12 protein-coding genes and 3 pseudogenes are annotated in these 13606 nt (G+C 59.0%); 4 read left to right on the top strand and 11 right to left on the bottom strand.

Annotated features, from left to right (window positions below; translation table 11 throughout):
* Positions 1-611: 611 nt before the first annotated feature.
* The 5 genes and pseudogenes from mog to FJ972_RS28855 form a co-directional block, all read right to left on the bottom strand.
* Positions 612-1282: pseudogene (gene mog, locus FJ972_RS28835) on the bottom strand (molybdopterin adenylyltransferase).
* Positions 1164-2062 (bottom strand): annotated as a pseudogene (gene ubiV, locus FJ972_RS28840) (ubiquinone anaerobic biosynthesis protein UbiV). The pseudogenes mog and ubiV overlap by 119 nt, the downstream one beginning before the upstream one ends.
* Positions 2063-2066: 4 nt before the next feature.
* Positions 2067-3050: pseudogene (gene ubiU / locus FJ972_RS28845) on the bottom strand (ubiquinone anaerobic biosynthesis protein UbiU).
* An 11-nt stretch (positions 3051-3061) separates the two neighbouring features.
* On the bottom strand, positions 3062-3610 hold the full coding sequence (gene ubiT, locus FJ972_RS28850; protein ID WP_140522842.1) for a ubiquinone anaerobic biosynthesis accessory factor UbiT: 549 nt from the start codon (positions 3608-3610) through the stop codon (positions 3062-3064).
* A gap of 28 nt (positions 3611-3638) precedes the next feature.
* Positions 3639-4079, bottom strand: a complete 441-nt coding sequence (locus FJ972_RS28855; RefSeq protein WP_140522840.1) for a hypothetical protein — start codon at positions 4077-4079, stop codon at positions 3639-3641.
* Positions 4080-4235: 156 nt separating this feature from the next.
* Between FJ972_RS28855 and FJ972_RS28860 the strand changes: the two genes are divergently transcribed.
* Genes FJ972_RS28860 through FJ972_RS28870 form a run of 3 tightly spaced genes read left to right on the top strand, consistent with a single transcriptional unit; the run spans position 4236 to position 6617 of the window.
* Complete coding sequence (locus tag FJ972_RS28860; protein WP_140523388.1) at positions 4236-5744, top strand: UbiD family decarboxylase; 1509 nt, start codon at positions 4236-4238, stop codon at positions 5742-5744.
* Positions 5741-6325, top strand: a complete 585-nt coding sequence (locus tag FJ972_RS28865; RefSeq protein ID WP_140522838.1) for a UbiX family flavin prenyltransferase — start codon at positions 5741-5743, stop codon at positions 6323-6325. Before FJ972_RS28860 ends, FJ972_RS28865 begins: the two co-directional genes overlap by 4 nt.
* A gap of 37 nt (positions 6326-6362) precedes the next feature.
* Positions 6363-6617 carry a DUF2249 domain-containing protein gene (locus FJ972_RS28870; RefSeq protein WP_140522836.1) on the top strand — a complete coding sequence of 85 codons (255 nt, stop codon included), beginning with the start codon at positions 6363-6365 and terminating at the stop codon, positions 6615-6617.
* A 57-nt stretch (positions 6618-6674) separates the two neighbouring features.
* Here the strand turns inward: FJ972_RS28870 and FJ972_RS28875 are convergent, their stop codons facing one another.
* Together FJ972_RS28875 and FJ972_RS28880 are read right to left on the bottom strand one after the other, a co-directional pair.
* The gene (locus FJ972_RS28875) at positions 6675-6986 is read right to left on the bottom strand and encodes a hypothetical protein (protein WP_140522834.1); all 312 of its coding nucleotides are present in this window, start codon (positions 6984-6986) and stop codon (positions 6675-6677) included.
* Between the two features lie 143 nt (positions 6987-7129).
* A complete protein-coding gene (locus FJ972_RS28880) occupies positions 7130-7522 on the bottom strand; it encodes a hypothetical protein (RefSeq protein WP_140522832.1) in 393 nt (130 codons plus the stop codon).
* A gap of 262 nt (positions 7523-7784) precedes the next feature.
* Here FJ972_RS28880 and FJ972_RS28885 point away from each other — a divergent pair, with 262 nt between their 5' ends.
* Positions 7785-8975 (top strand): NnrS family protein, encoded by a 1191-nt coding sequence (locus FJ972_RS28885; protein WP_140522830.1) that lies wholly within the window; start codon positions 7785-7787, stop codon positions 8973-8975.
* Between the two features lie 160 nt (positions 8976-9135).
* On the opposite strand, the gene FJ972_RS28890 is transcribed toward FJ972_RS28885, so the two are convergent.
* From FJ972_RS28890 to FJ972_RS28905, 4 genes are all read right to left on the bottom strand, one after another.
* Positions 9136-9951, bottom strand: a complete 816-nt coding sequence (locus FJ972_RS28890; RefSeq protein ID WP_140522828.1) for a c-type cytochrome — start codon at positions 9949-9951, stop codon at positions 9136-9138.
* Positions 9951-11573, bottom strand: coding sequence for a b(o/a)3-type cytochrome-c oxidase subunit 1 (locus FJ972_RS28895; RefSeq protein WP_140522826.1), 1623 nt, complete (start codon positions 11571-11573; stop codon positions 9951-9953). The genes FJ972_RS28890 and FJ972_RS28895 overlap by 1 nt, the downstream gene beginning before the upstream one ends.
* Entirely contained in the window at positions 11563-12120 is a 558-nt protein-coding gene (locus FJ972_RS28900; protein ID WP_140522824.1) for a cytochrome C oxidase subunit II, read from the bottom strand. Before FJ972_RS28900 ends, FJ972_RS28895 begins: the two co-directional genes overlap by 11 nt.
* A gap of 202 nt (positions 12121-12322) precedes the next feature.
* Positions 12323-13600 (bottom strand): c-type cytochrome, encoded by a 1278-nt coding sequence (locus FJ972_RS28905; protein ID WP_140522822.1) that lies wholly within the window; start codon positions 13598-13600, stop codon positions 12323-12325.
* Between the last annotated feature and the right edge of the window lie 6 nt (positions 13601-13606).

Raw genomic sequence — 13606 nt, forward strand, 5'->3', positions numbered from 1 at the left:
AAACTTGAAGCGGGCCCATTCGACGCGACGCAATGTCTCGAGGACGAAATCGTGCCAACCGTTGGACCATGAATTGCCCAGATAAAGGTCCGCGTCTTTGCGCTGGAACAAAGAGGAGCAGATCACCAAGCTGTCGCCGTCAGCCTCCCAGCGGGAAGCCTGAGTGCGTGCGGCGCGGCTGAGTTCAGGGCATTTGGCTCAAAGAACATAGCAATTTATCAAGTTCGGATCCTGCGTGTCCGGGCAGGGGTGCGCACCTGATCGCCTAGCGTGATAGGCCCGATGTCTTCGGCGATTGAACAGAGTTTTCCGCTGTTTCAGCCGCAGGAGGCATGAGGGCATCCGGTGCGCTTCATCCGGCCGTCGCGCAAAGGCCGCAGGCTTATGCTCTGATCGGCGGCCAGCCAAAGTCGCAATGGCCGACGATGCCGATCGCCTGCGCCATGTGATCGCAAACACGCGGTGCGCCAAGCCACTCTGGTCGAATGTTGCTTCTCAAAGCTCAAACAGGTGTGACGCATCGCAACTCGCTTGAGAAAACAATCAGGAATTCCCTCGTTGTCGCCCTCTCGCAGCTACGATCCGATGGATCAGGTGATTGTCCGCAGCTCTTAATCTAAAAGCGCTGTCGACACGGGATCATCCGAACATCGCTCGGGTATGATTGGCGCTGCGCCGATCAGTTCGAGACAGTAAGGCACGGCAGGAAAGACGGCGTTCAAGCATACGTCGATTAAAGCCGGCTTGCCTGGCAGGTTTATGATCAGCGGATGGCCGCGGACTCCCGCAGTCTGACGTGAAAGAATGGCTGTGCGGACTTGCCGCATGCTGGCCTGCCGCATGAGTTCGCCAAAACCGGGAAGTTCCTTGGTGATGACTTGCTGCATTGCCTCTGGGTAAGATCCCTTGGAGATGGACCGGTCCCTCCAGTCGTCAGGATAAGATCAACGCCGCATTGGTCGCAAAGCTCGATGAGCACATTCCGGACACTTTCCACGCCGTCAGGGACTATGCGGCGGATGAAGACGCAAGGCGATGCTACGACACGTCGAAGCCAGCGCTCGATGGCAGGCCCGCCAAGATCTTGATATTCGCCGCGGCTTGCACGTTCTGACACTGTAATGATTGCAATCTGGGTCATTTTTTCTGTTCGAGATCCACCTTCAGATCGAAGCGGTCGCTTGCCATCCGGGCTTGGCATGGGCGTATCCATCGACGAGCGTGCCGGGCAGATCGAGGCACGAGAGAATAAAACGGGCCCCCTCGCGATCCTCTCTCCCATTGGCAAGAGCTCTGTACGTCTTTGCCACCTCGATCATGTCGCACGTGTGCGGAGACAGGCGGATGCGCCGGACGCCTCTGGAGGCGAGATCCGCGGGTGCGGGGCAAAAGGCCTGCACCTGGTTGGAGAGCGTCTGCACGCCATTGATCGCGAGGAACTGCTGGTCGTCGAGCGTGTCTACGGCAAGACCGTCCGGGTCTTTCTCGCAGGTAAACTGGCACGAATCCTTGTGAAGGCCGTAAATGCGCGCATGATAGCATCGCCCGGAAGCGCGAGCGGCAGCCGACCGAAGGCGAAAATCTCGAAATCCGCCTCGGGACATGCGCTGGCCATGGCGCCGACGGCGGCGAGCGACAATTCCACTGGCGGGCATATGGTTTTGGCACCGCGATGAATGAGGAATTGCGCGGAAGACCCATTATAAACGTTCAGGAACGGACCTGTCACGAAAGGCTTGCCGGAGCGTGACGGCAGGGCGGTGACATCGTTGATCTCGATCAGCCGATCGTCGCCACAGAGGTCCTCGATGCTTCTGCGTTCCCGAACGGTCGCCGGTGCTGCCAGGGTAGACAGCACCACTTCCTTTCCGGCACGCTCGAGGCGTTCGATGATCTCAGGCCATACGGGGTCGGAAAACGGCATCCGCTTGCCGCAGACGACTTCGCCGATATGGACCCGGTCGATCGGAGCCTCGTCCGCGATCCTGCGGTAGAAGTCCGTGAGGCGGTCGGGCGACCAGTGGAAGAAGACCGGCCCAAGCGTCAACGCAATTGCGGACAAGGTGCTATCTCCACTTCTTGCTGTACGCTCCTGCCGTCTGCCGGGAACCTTCCGACTGGCCAGCAAGAATCCGATCGATCTCAATGGCGTCGCCGCCTTGCTCGACCGCGTCAACGGCCTTCCGGAAGGCGCGGACCACTTCCGTCACATAACCTTTGCCGCGCTGGCGTCCTTCGATCTTCAAGGCGGTTACGCCGGCGGCCTTCAGCCCGGCAATCATCCCGCCAGCGTTCAGGCTGACGGGATCCTCGAACAAATAGGAGGTCTTGCCGCCGGCCTTGAATTTGCCCTTGCACAAAGTGGGATAGCCTACTGGCTCGCCGAACTCGTAGCGGTCGATCGTGAACCCTGAAAGCCGTGCTGCCGTGCCGTTAGGCTCGTCGTCGTAACTCACCATTTCGGGTGGCGAACAGACGCCATTCAGATTTGGCGATTTTCCCGTCGCGTATGAAGAAAGATAGCATCGGCCTTCGATCATCACGCAAAGGCCGCCGAACACGAATGCTTCGTCTCCACGTCGATCGCGCGGTTGAGCGCCGCGATCTCCTGAACCGAAAGAACCCGCGGCAGCACGACGCGACGAACTCCGAAACTTTTCGCGTAGAATCCGATTGCTTCCGGCGTTGCTGCCGCAGCCTGTACCGACAGATGAAGACGAATTTGTTTATGGTTCTTGGCGACATGATCAAGGACGGCTATGTCCGCCGCGATGATGGCATTTGCGCCGCATTCGGCTGCGGTATCCGCTGCCTTTTTCCACAGGCCAACATCGTTGACACGCGCGAATGTATTGATGGCGACGAGAACCTTGCTGCCGTGGTTATGCGCGAAGCGGACGCCCTCGGCCAGTTCTTCCCCGGAGAAGTTGAGCCCCGGGGAAATTCCGGGCATTCGTTTCGTCGCGAAATCCGCAATAGACTGCGTCCGCGCCTGCCTGGACGGCTGCCCTCAATGTAGGCGGGGTTCCGGCCGGGCAGACAAGTTCCATGCGTCCGCTTGTCATGCCTCTGGCGCCTCGCGTCTGGAATTTCGATTGGCCATTTGGCGTGCGACGCTCAATGCGCCGAGAATGCCCGTATTGGCGAGACGAGCCAGGAAGCCACGCAGGCCGAGTAGGTCCGCGGGGCTAAGCTCGGCGTCCTCGATTGTGTTCCTCAGCGCGAGCACCGCCTCCGTGCGGCCGCTGATCGAGATGATCCGGCTGAAGAAAAGCGCATCGCCATCCAGCGTGCCGTCGAGCAGGCTCAAGAGTGTCAGAAGAGGTCCCCTGATCTGGACGTTTGATGTCGCGGCCTCACTTCTCCTGACGACACGAACGATCGAACGCTCTGCGTCCGGTACGACGGTAAATGCGAAGGCGAGGTCGACCGGGTCGATGAAATCGCAAGCTGTTCGATGTTCGCCCAGGCGGTCGAACAATCGGGGCTGGCGCCTAGCCATCGAGCGCAAGGATAGCGTCAGCAACGGCCCGAGGGGAAGTCCGGCAAAAGGTGGGAAAAGATGACGAATGACCGCCGGCAACGTCGGTTCCGTGCTGATCGTCACCATTCAGTACATCCTATCCACATGAGCTCGTTCAGCAGGCCCTTCCGGCCATCGACTTCCTGCGTCCGTCTGCCAGCAAGTCCGCGAAATTGACACTGTTGGGACAGAAATCCTGATAGTGGCTTTCGAAATCGAAGGCGGCCAGGTGGCCATGACACTGGCGGCGATGCTGGCAGGCGATGCAGATGCGTGACATGAAACGGTGCGCGGCTTCCAGCGATTGAAAGCTGTCAGGATCGATGTCAATCGAACGCATCGCGGAAGAAAGCAGGTCTTGCGAAGCGTAGGGTAGCCGCATGGCTTCATCGAATTCGCTTCGTGACAAACCGATGCCATTCAGGATGCCTGTACACTCATCCAAACCCATTGCCCAAAAGTCCCTTGTCGCTGCCATGCTCTGCCGGCGATCCGCGAGAAGGGAAATTACGGACCGCAAAGCTTCGACAGTTTCGCTAATGAGATTGCCTGCCATGTGAAATCCTTTTGGCTCGATCGCCTTCCTCGGAAATGATGTGAGAAGGGAAAAATAGCGGGGACGGATCGTTCGCTCTTTGCGCTAGCGCAAAGTTCTTCGTCAGCCCTGATGGCAAAATCGATCGCCGACGAACCGGTCGGGCCGGATTTCGCTATGCATCACCGCTGCCTTCCCTTGTTTTCAGATCTTGGCTCATTCCTTTCGTTCCTCGATCGGAACGGGCAGCTTCGTGAGGTTGGCATCCCTGTCTCGACACGGCTCGAACTGACCGAGATACACAGGCGGGTGATTGCCTCGAAAGGCCCAGCGCTCCGCGTTACGGCGCCTGTCGACGATCGCGGCGTCAAGTCAGCCTTTCCCGTCGTCGCAAATCTTTTCGGCACCCGGGAACGTGTAGCCTGGGGCCTTGGCACCGACCTTCACGGTCTGGAAACCCTCGGCGCGCTCCTTGCGTGGATGAGATCGCCTCAGGCTCCACAGAACCTTCGTCAGGCCCGACAGATGTTGCCTGCGGCGCGGGGTGCACTCGTGGCGCGGCCGAAGATCGTCTCCCCGCCCAGAGAGTGGCGCGACGCCGATCCGGATTTTTCGCTTCTTCCCATCCAGACTTGTTGGCCGGGAGACGCAGGCCCACTCATAACATGGCCAGTGGTCATTACTCGCCCGCCTGGCGAGGACGACCCGAGCACATACAATCTGGGCATATACCGGATGCAGGTGCTAGCCCGTGATCGTGCCATCGTAAGATGGCTGCCCATGCGAGGTGGAGCAGCCCACCATCGCATATGGCAGGCGAGGGGGCTTGAGATGCCGGTGGCGGTCGTCATCGGGGCAGATCCCGCGACGTTGATCGCCTCGGTGATGCCGGCGCCTGAAGGCGTGTCGGAGCTGGCACTGTCCGGGATGATCAATAATCGCCGAGTCGGATTGGCGCCCTGCAAGAGCATCATGCTTCACGTGCCAACCAGTGCGGAAATCGTGCTTGAAGGTGCCGTCTCTTCAACAGAAACCGCGCTGGAGGGCCCTTTCGGCGATCACACGGGATATTACAACACGCCGGAGCGATACCCCGTATTCAACCTCAAGCGCGTTCGCGTTCGCGACGGGGCAAATTACCTGACCACGTTCACCGGGCGCGCGCCCGACGAGCCCTCGGTTCTCGGCGAGGCACTGCTCGATGTGTACAAGCCACTCCTGCGCCAGCAGATACCGGAAATCGTTGATGTGTGGCTTCCGCCGGAAGCCTGCTCCTACAGGATTGCGGTCATCTCGATCGCCAAGAAGTATGCCGGACAGGCCAGGCGCGTGATGATGGGGTTCTGGTCCCTGCTGCCGCAGTTTTCGATGACCAAGATTGTCATCGTGGTGGATGACGATATCGACATTCGATCATGGCCGGACGTGATGTGGGCGGTCGCCACCCGGATGGATCCCTCGCGCGATCTGATGCAGGTGGACCGAACCCCTATCGACCAGCTCGATTTCGCCTCACCCCTCGAAGGGCTTGGGGGAAAGATCGGGTTCGATGCGACGCGCAAGATTGGGTCCGAGACCTCTCGCGAATGGGGAAAGGAGCTGACGATGTCAACTCATATCGAGGAGCAGGTGTCTCAACGATGGAACGAGTTTGTTTCGCAGACGACCGCTCAGGGGCAACAATGACCAAACGGCTGATAATCGGTGTGACAGGTGCATCCGGCTCCGTGCTCGCGCTGGAGACCATACGTCAGTTGGTCAGGGCCGGGGTGGAGACGCATCTCGTCGTCTCCAAGGGCGCGCGATTGGCGATCCCACATGAGCTCGGCACCGACGGCCTTGCCCAACTGACCTCCGTCGCCAACCGCGCGTATTCCTATCAGGACTTCGCCGCACCAATCGCCAGCGGCTCTTTCAGAACGGATGGCATGATCGTCGTTCCCTGTTCGATGCGGACCTTGGCAGCTATGGCACACGGTTTAGGCGACAATCTTCTCACCAGGGCCGCCGATGTCGTCCTGAAGGAAAGGCGCCGGCTGGTCATTGTTCCACGCGAGGCGCCGCTCCATGAAGGGCACCTCGACGCGATGTTGAGACTAGCACGGATGGGCGCAGTCATCGCACCGCCGGTACCGCCGTTCTATGTCAAGCTTGCCTCGATCGAGGAAATGGTAGTCGAGATGGCTGCCCGACTGATTGGCTGGGCGGGCGTTGACCCGGGCGACAAGCTCACGCGTTGGGGCGAAAAGAAAGTCGCCGCCGCGTGATCATCCTGATGGATTGGCTCAACGTGCAAGGATAGCAATGAATTTGCAGACGTCGAAAGGCGCGACATATGACGTACGGAAACTTCCACCTGAAAGGAAGCAGTCCGCTGTATTGTCAATGTTCGACGGACTCAAACCCGGTCAGACATTCGTGGTCGTTCTCGATTTTGATCCTGATAGACTCAGGCGTCAGTTCGAAGCGTTCTTTGCTGGCGAACACATCTGGCTTTGCCTTAGACCGGGGCCACCAGAATGGCTGATCGAGATAGGAAGACCTCAACCTGCGCAGTGATGTCGAGCTCTACGAAGAGGTCGCACACGCCGATCGACCGATCTGGTCACTCAAGACTCAGGTGGCAGTGACCGTGAGGGCCCCCTTCATTCCAAGCTCATAATGACCCCGTATCAGGTGGTCGTATTCGCCTTCATTGGTGAAGGCCAGACGCACCGTCTCGCCTCTTTTTACGGTGACTGAAACCGGATCGAACGCCATCGATCCATCTTCGTTCTCGACCATGCTGATCGCGATGGTACGATCTATTTTGGCCGCCATGCCCGGCTGACCGATAACCATCAGTTCATGGCCGTCATGAGTGCCGGAATGCATTCCCGCCGCAAGCGCCGGGGCGATGAAGAGGACCATGGCGATTGTTGGCATCATGCATTTCTTCAGTGCGATTTCTCCGTTGTGAAATGTGTTGAGTTTCACCCTGTCGGAGGTGGCCGCGGGCTCTGTTTTGGACCGCGATCGGCGGAACCAGGTTAGCAGGGTCGCCTGAAGCCTTCACCAGTTCTTGCCGCTGATCACCTATGGCCCGTCTGCACCGCAGATAAACTGAGTTGCCGCATCGAAAATGCACCCTCCTTTGCGGTGCTCGCGATGTCGTCAAACAGGAGAGCGAGATCCATGTAGACGCTGCGATCCCGTTCGGCTGCGCCCATTTCATCGAGATCCTGCAGGAAGAAGAGAATGGCTTCGATGCGCTCGCGTTGACAGCGGGCGTTGGCAAGATGCTCGCGTGCCGCGCGCCGCACTTCCAGAGCCGTAAATCGCGCCAGCGTCTCGTCGAGTCTGGAACGGCACTCACAATCGAGCCGGGCGTCCTTGATCAAATTTGCCAGCCTGCCGACAACGGCCATGCCAGCAAAGCGCCGGGAACAGTCGTCAATACTACTCAATGGAACGTTTTGTTTCATCTTCTTCGCTCCTAGGGCAGACGTTTCGCAGCCGGTCGCAACGCGAACAGACGACGCGCGCCCTGCCAATCGGCAGACGCGGTCTCGAAAATTGTTTTGATTATAAGCGACTATTTTTGCTGCCTGTTTGCGCTGGAGCAAACACGTAGACCGATCATCGACGGTATTGCCTTCGCATTGAGTTTTTTCCGACCGCCGATCTTGCGAGTTGAGAAGCGGCACGAGGACGTCGTGTCAGTCATCCCTGTAGAGGAATTGTCGCATGGCCGCCGACGGGAGTGTGCTTATTTTCGACGCGAAGCAGAGGCGGATGTCGGCGCCGTTTCGGCCATTCTTTCTAATCGCGGGGTTGGACGCGATTGTAGGCCCGGCGGTCTGGCTGCCGTCAACGTTCGGAATACAGGCCATCGGCCCGACCGGGATATCTCCCGGCGATTGGCATCGCGACGTGCTTCTTTTCGGGATGGTTCCAGCCATTTTGACTGGCTTTCTGTTGACGGCATTGCCTCGATGGACAGGACGACGCGCAGTCTCGCCACTTACCACGCGTCTGCTCGTCGCCCTATGGCTGTGCAGCCGGGGGACTTTCCTGTTTCTATCGCATTCGGCCGGGCTTGCCCTCTATGCGTTTTTGGTGCTGACGCTCCTCTTGATTGCGGCGGGACGGGTGATCGCGAGCCGCGACCGCCGCAACCTGAAGATATTGTTTCTGCTGCTCGCCTTTTGTGGTGGCAACATACTTGCGGCGGCGTCCTACCAAGTAGAATTTGCGCTGCGGCTAGCCTTGGCTTCGATCGTCGGACTTGTCATGATCATCGGAGGACGCGTCGTCCCGGCGTTGACGGTGGCCTATGTCGAGAGCGCGGGCGGTCGAATCTCCGTCAACCGTTCTGCCGTTTTGGAATACGCGGCAGCGGCTATTGCGGCATGCGCCCTTGGTTTGTGGGTTGTTGCGCCGCAGGCACAACTCACCGGCGTTGCCTGCGCGCTCGCCGCCTGCGGTCAGACCATGCGAGCCGCCCAATGGAATGGTTGGCGAAGCGCGGCCTCGGCGACGGCTCTTGCCCTTCACATAGGATATGGATGGATCATCGTGGGTTTCGGACTTCTGGCGATCCACATTCTAGCACCGGAGTGGCTGGGACAGGCGGCTGCGGTCCACGCATGGACGATCGGCGCCATTGGCACGATGGCCCTCGCTATCATGGCGAGCATGATCCGTAAGCATAGCCACCGCGCCTTCGCGTCTTCGGCTCCGACGACCGGTGCGTTCATAGCGATGACGACTTGCTGCCTGTCGCGCCTCCTCGTCGAACTGTTGCCGGACTACGGGACAGGCTTGACCAACCTCTCGGGAGCAATGTGGGTTGTCGCCTTCGGTCTGTTTGTCACAGCATTCCGTAGAATGCTCATCCTGCGCAAGACGAAGCCAGACTGCCGCTCCACATCCTAAGCGACGATCAATGCCGCAGCGCGCCTGATTGAGCTGATCCGAGGGTGCCATGCCGTCGCTGCCGATTGCCTTCACACCCAATTCGTGAAGTTATTTTTGCGACAGCATAGGGCCGCCGGTTCGGTCCAGTGGAAGATGCTACCCACGCTGCTGAACGCCTTCAAGGTTGCGGCTTATACTTATCCGGGGGTTGAGATGCGTAGTATTGTGCTACTTGCTCCATTTCATCGTCCGTCATTGCGCGTGCAATATTTCGCATCTGCTGGCTAATATCGTTGCGACGACCTCCGTCTGCGAAAGCGCGCAGTTGAGCTTTGATGTAGACGGCCGACTGGCCTTCGAGCCACGGACTGCCGGCCTTGTTGTCCAAACTGCCGTGACACGAGCCGCAAGGCGCAATTCCGCGCATTGGGGCTCCATTGATGACGATGCGAGGCGCAGGAACCTTTTGCGAGGGATGATAGGCAGGCAATCGCGGCAGGTAATTATAATAGGCCGCGAGGTCGATCATGTCCTGGTCGGCAAGATGAGGCGCGAATGGACTCATTACGGCGTTCACGCGCGCGCCCGATTTGAAGTCTTTTAGCTGTTTGTATATGGCGGCTGGGTATTGCCCTGCGAGGTTGGGCGAATCGGCGCGGCTGACGCCCGTCGGGCCATGGCATATCGCGCATTGCTGAGCGAGCGTCGCACCGCGGTTGATCGACTCGTTCGAAGGATTGGCGAGCATGGCTGACGTCATGATGACGTCCGAGGTCTTGAACGTGGGCTGAACGGTCCTGGCACCCGATGTCAGTTTGGGAATGCCGGCAGCACTGCATATTGCGTCCCACAAGCCAGCCAGCTTCAGATCAGACTGTGCATAGGGAAGCAGGATGAAGCCGCCAAGGGCTGTCAAGACCACCAGCGCGGCCGTGATACCAATACTCAACCTGACCCAAGGGTTTGTCGCTGAGAAGAGGCGTTCCGTCGACATTATCGGGCTCCAATGTAGACAGCCGGAACAGAGGTGCCCTGCCTGAACGCGAGTTGCAAGATTGGGAACCCATAATTGGTCACAGTGAGCCCGATCATCAGTGCCAGCCAAAGGCCATAGCTGTTAAGGGCAGCGGGCACAGAAACGGGAGCATGGACGGCCGTGCTGAAGCGATATTCGCCCGCATCCATCGCCGGGGCGCGCTGGCCTCGTATGAGGATGAGAATGAAGATCGCGCCGGAGATCAGCAGGATCAGCCCCCCAAAGGCCGACATGCTCACTGACATCGCTTCGGAGGCAAGTCCGGGGTCGGTATAATCGAAGTAAGCCATGCGGCGAGGCATGCCTAATATACCAACATAATGCCACGGGAAAGTTGTAATGATCATGCCCAGAAACCATAGCCAGAGCTGCAGGCGCATGAGGCGGAAGTCGATGAACGCGCGCCCCGTCAGATGTGGCCATAGATCGTAGGCGATGGCGAAATACATGATCACGATCGCGCCGCCGAAGATCAGATGGAAATGGCCGGTTATCCACTGCGTGTTGTGGATCGTGGTGTCGAGCTGATAGCTCATGTTAATGAGGCCTCCGGCGCCGCCGAAACCCAGAAGCACGAAGGAGAATGCCGTTGCCAGCATGATCGGATTGTTCCACGGCAATGTAGCGATCCATCCCAGTGGTCCTCTGCCCCCACGCAGGCGACCTGCGATTTCGACAGATGCGCAGATCGTGAAAACAGTCAGCAGGGTCGGCAGGGCCACAAGCGCCGTGAACGCCGAATGGATGAACTTGAAGCCGGCGCCGACCTGCGGATCGGCGAAAGCGTGATGGATGCCGATGGGCATCGCAACGACCAGAAAGAGGATGAAGGCAATCCTGCCCATGGAGTCGCTGTAGAGCTTCCCGCCAATGGCCCGCGGCACGATCGTGTAATAGGCGATATAGGTAGGCATCAGCCAGAAATAGACGATGGCATGAAGCGTCCATGAGAAGAAGACGCGGGCCAACCCAGCGTCTATGGTCGATTTCAAGCCGAGCGCTACCGGCAAAATCTGGAACAAAAGCTCTAGCGCCGCTCCAACGGCCGTCCAGGCCCAAAGATATGCGCCCGCTACATTGGCGAACATGGCGAGAGGCACCGGCGCGTCCGGGTTGTTTCGCTTCCAGATCCTCAGGTTGATGGACATGAGTGCGACCCATATCCATGACCCGAGCACCACCAGCACGACGCCGATATAGTAGAATGGGCTCCCAATCAGCGGCGGATAGAACGTGTAGAGTACGGATGCGCGGCCAAGCGACACGGGAACCATCGCCGTCACTGCGCCGATCACGATCAGCCAGAAGCCCGCCCAGGCCCATCGCCGTCCGATGAGTGGTTGCTTGAGCGCGCTTTCGGAAATGGCGTAGCCGAAGCCCATGGCCACGAGCGTCGGGAACACGTAACCCATAATGGTTCCGTGGGCCGTCAGCGAGCGATAATACCATTCCGGATTGGTGATCCAGGTATGAAGCGGGCTTCGAATGAACATCTGCCAGGCGCCCATGATAAGCGCGAGCCCAAAAACCGCAAACGCAAGCCAAAAATGAGCAAGTATCAGTCGCCGGCTATTTAACACAGCTCACCCTCTCTTGCTTGGTTGCCATGGTCATGAACTCGGCTTTGTCAATGACCTTGACTTTCCCCCACATTCCTTCGTGCCCGAAGCTGCAATATTCCTGGCATGGCATCAGGTACTCGCCCGGCTTGCGGAAGCGGGCGTTCTGCACGGAAATGTAGCCGGGGACGAGCATGGTGTTGACGTTCGTCCCCTGAATAAGAAGGCCGTGGATGACATCTGCACTGGTGGCGCGGATGGTTATCGTCGTGTCAGTCGGGACGAGAATGCACTGTGGCGCGAAGGAGTATTGTTGCCCGATTGCCCGGACAGTTACTGAACCGTCAGGCTCGATGGCGCTACCAAGGTTGGATTCGACGAACTCACCCGAAATGTGAAGCGTGGTTGGATCAGCGGTCTCCACCCGCGCCTGCGGCATCGTCGCCTGATGGATGCCGGCGAAGGCCGCCATGCCGGCGAGGAAGGCGATGATCAAGACCGCGATTATTGCCCAGTTTTTCTCGGCGCGAATCGCAGCCCCGGCATGGTCAACAGGATCCTCGGTCATCTGGATAGCCTCGAAGCCCTAAGGATTGGCGTGGGGGATGAATACGAGTAGGTAGAACGTCAACCACATGCCAAGCACAATGGCGGTCGTAATACCGGCGAGGAGAAAAGCTCCGCCTGGGCCCGATCGTAATATCCGCTCCAGTGCCTCCTTTTCGGATCCGGCTGCGCCTGTCGGCTCATCAGAGTTGATCATCCGGCCCTCAATTCAATGTCGCAGAGCGCAGCTGGTTTGCTTCCGACGGGCTGATCGCTGCTCCCCGATTGCCCCACGAGGTGCGGACATAAGTGACTACCGCCGCCACCTCGTTGTCTGACAAAGTGCCGGCAAACGGAGGCATGCCATACGGCATCGGATTGCCGGCGGTGCCGGGAGGATAACCGCCATTCAGTACCATCCGGATCGCGTTCACCGCCGACTGCATCTGGATGGACTGGTTGCCGGCCAATGGCGGGTAATGTGGCGGAGCCCCTTCGCCTCGCGCGCCGTGGCAGCTTGCGCATCGTTGATCGTACACCGTTTTGCCAAGGCTTATCAGCAGGCTTCCTTCGCTCGGCGGCACGGAAGGTTTAGCGACATCGGGGGCGCTGTCCTGAGCGATGCTCTTCAAGTAGACGGCCATTGCGCGCGTGTCTTCGTCGCTGAGATACTGGAGGCTGTTGTAAACGACTTCGGCCATCGGCCCGTAGACCGCGCCCCTGTTCGAGACCCCGGTGCGCAGCAGATCGGAAATGTCCTTGATGCTCCAGTCGCCGAGCCCCGCTTCCTTGTTCGAGGTGAGGGATGGGGCATACCAGTTCTGCATCGGGATAAGACCGCCCTTGAAGGCGTCGGACTGAGAGTTGCCTCCAAGGGCGTTGATCGGCGTATGGCACATGCCGCAGTGCCCGAGCCCCTCGACGAGGTAGGCGCCGCGATTCCACTCCTGCGACTTGCTTGGATCGGGCTGATATTCGCCTTCGGTAAAGAACAAGGTACGCCAGCCAAGGATTAGTGATCGGTTGTTGTATGGAAAACTGAGGTCATGGGGCCGGTTTCGCTGTTTCACCGCTTCGACAGACTTGAGATAGGCGTAAATCGCGTCGCTGTCTTCCCGGGTCACCTTGGTGTAGGAGGCGAACGGCATTGCCGGATAGATCAATCCCCCATCCCGTGAACGCCCGGTATGCATCATCCTGTAAAACTCGTCGGCCGTCCATTGGCCGATACCGGTCTCAGGATCCGGTGTGATGTTGGAAGTGTAGAGTGTGCCGAAGGGGGTGAGCATGGCGCGGCCGCCTGAAAACAACTTGCCTTCGGGCGCCGTATGGCAGGCGATGCAATCTCCGGCACGTGCCAGATACTCGCCTTTGAGAATAGTGGCCGCCGGGTTTGTCAATGTCCGTTCTTGCGCCCAGGCGGCGTCGTCCAGCTTGAGGGCGGCAAACGAAACCGCGCCTGAAAACGCCAGGAGGCCGACGAGAACTTTGGGCTTCAGCATAGCGTC

The organism is Mesorhizobium sp. B2-1-1, assembly GCF_006442975.2.
Taxonomy (GTDB): domain Bacteria; phylum Pseudomonadota; class Alphaproteobacteria; order Rhizobiales; family Rhizobiaceae; genus Mesorhizobium.